Origin of the sequence: Moraxella sp. 179-F 1C4 NHS (genome assembly GCF_045370505.1) — a bacterium.
Taxonomy (GTDB): domain Bacteria; phylum Pseudomonadota; class Gammaproteobacteria; order Pseudomonadales; family Moraxellaceae; genus Faucicola; species Faucicola tetraodonis.
In genome coordinates, this window is the sequence record NZ_JBIQEC010000057.1 from 1 (window position 1) to 2,411 (window position 2,411).

At 45.7% G+C, this 2,411-nt stretch carries 2 protein-coding genes; both read right to left on the bottom strand.

The features are described from left to right. Nucleotides 1-248 (bottom strand): nitrite reductase small subunit NirD (nirD, locus tag ACH0AB_RS11740; RefSeq protein WP_406878253.1); only part of this gene is annotated, 248 nt, incomplete at its 3' end. Between the two features lie 69 nt (nt 249-317). Then, a partial coding sequence (nirB, locus tag ACH0AB_RS11745) for a nitrite reductase large subunit NirB (RefSeq protein WP_406878254.1) occupies nt 318-2,411 on the bottom strand: 2,094 nt, incomplete at its 5' end.

Here is a 2,411-nt window from a genome sequence, read left to right on the forward strand (position 1 = left end):
TTACCTGTTGCCAAGTCAAAACGTTGTTTATACATAGGTGACGCGACATAACGCACTTTTTGCCCGTCAATTTCACAGCTGCCAAGTAGTCCCCTGGAAATGACATTAGCCTTACTAAAAGGATCAAAGTTATCCATGGCAAATACATCATCATTTTGGGTGCGGAAGATCGCGACTTGCTTGCCGCCCACTAATGCACATACGCCTGTTTCTGGGATAATATCATCAAGTTTACAGATTTCATTCATGGTTTGATTCCATATTTTTACCCGATGAGATGCCCATTGAGCATCCCACTTTGGTGAATTTTACTAAAGTTAGGCAGGTGTTGCAGTGTCGGCTGAGAATTTAGTTGCATCATAGCCAAGCACTAACTTTTCTTCCGCAGTCGCAGGGCGAATTTGGCTCCGTTCTTCGACAAATACCACGTTGTCATCGACTTTGTCACTGTTAATAAAGTGCTTAAAGCGTTTTAAACGTTCTGGGTCAGATAGTGTGGTTTTCCATTCGCACTGGTAAGCGTCAATGTCCGCTTGCATTTGTGCTTCGAGTTCTTCGGCAATACCTAAGCTATCATTGATAACCACGTCTTGAATATATTCAAGACCACCTTCCATTTTTTCACGCCAGACTGACGTGCGTTGTAAGCGGTCGCCTGTTTTTATGTAGAACATTAAGAAACGGTCTATATATTTAACCAGCGTGGCTGTGTCCAAGTCACTGGCAAATAGTTCAGCATGTCTAGGACGCATACCGCCATTGCCACAGACATATAGATTCCAGCCATTTTCAGTGGCAATAATACCAACGTCTTTGCCTTGGGCTTCGGCGCACTCTCGGGTACAGCCTGATACACCGAATTTGATTTTATGCGGGGCACGTAAGCCTTTATAACGGTTTTCCAGTTCGATCGCCAAGCCAACGCTATCATCTACACCATAGCGACACCATGTGCTACCGACACAAGACTTAACAGTCCGTAGTGATTTGCCATACGCATGCCCTGTTTCAAAACCTGCATTAATCAAGCGTTCCCAAATATCGGGCAATTGGTCACTACGAGCACCAAATAAATCCACACGTTGCCCACCAGTGATTTTGGTGTAAAGTCCAAAATCGCGTGCTACCTCACCTAAGACAATGAGTTTTTCGGCGGTAATTTCACCGCCCGCAATACGCGGTACGACAGAGTAAGTACCATCTTTTTGGATATTCCCCAAGAAAGCATCATTGGTATCTTGCAGCGCAACCAGTGGTTTATCAAGAATATAGTCATTCCAGCAAGACGCCAAAATCGAGCCAATCGTTGGTTTACAAATTTCACAGCCATCGCCGTGTCCGTGTCTTTCAATCATCTCTTCAAAGGTGTGGATATTGCTGACGCGCACCAAGTGATACAACTCTTGGCGAGAGTAAGCGAAATGCCCGCAGATGTGATTTTTGACTTCAATACCGCGCTTTTTGAGTTCTGACACTAAGGTATCTTTGACAATTTGGGCGCAGCCGCCACAGCCTGTACTGGCCTTGGTGCAGCTCTTGATGTCTTCATAAGTCATGGCCCCATTGTCCACGGCTGCGCAGATTTGACCTTTGCTGACGTTATAACATGAGCATAGGGTAGCGGTATCGGGCAGATTTTCAACGCCCATAACGGGCTTTTCGACATTCGGTAAAATCAAGCTTTCAGGTTGTAGGGGTAAATCAATACCATTTAAAAATAACTGGAGCAAGTTGCTGTAATCTTCGGTATCACCCACAAGTACCGCACCGAGCAAGCGTTTGCCATCATCCGAGGTGACTAATTTTTTATACACGCCTGTTTTTGGGTTTTGGTAGACAAAGCTTAAACTGTCTTTGATTTTACCATGAGCATCACCGATACTGCCGACATCCACGCCCATGAGTTTAAGTTTGGTACTCATATCGGCACCATCAAATAGGCTGTCATGCTCACCTGCTATTTGCGAGGCGCACACGCTTGCCATGGTGTAGCCTGGGGCAACCAGCCCGTAGATTTTGTTATCCCATAAAGCACATTCTCCAATCGCATAAATATCTGGCTCGCTTGTTTGACATGTGTCATCAATGACGATACCGCCACGTTCGCCAAGTTTTAGCCCAGAATCTCGTGCCATAGTATCTTCAGGGCGAATCCCTGCACTAAATAGAATCAAGTCGGTATCGAGCAAAGTGCCGTCAGCAAACTGCATGGTTAAAAAACTGGCATCATCATCATGGTTGTCGATGATTTGTTGGGTGTTTTTGCCTGTCAAAACGGTGACGCCCAAGTCTTCGATTTTCTTTTTCAGCAGCTCACCACCGGCAGCGTCAAGCTGAACGCCCATCAATTGTGGAGCAAACTCGACCACATACGTGGTTAACCCCAAAGTGACCAAGGCTTTTGCGGCTTC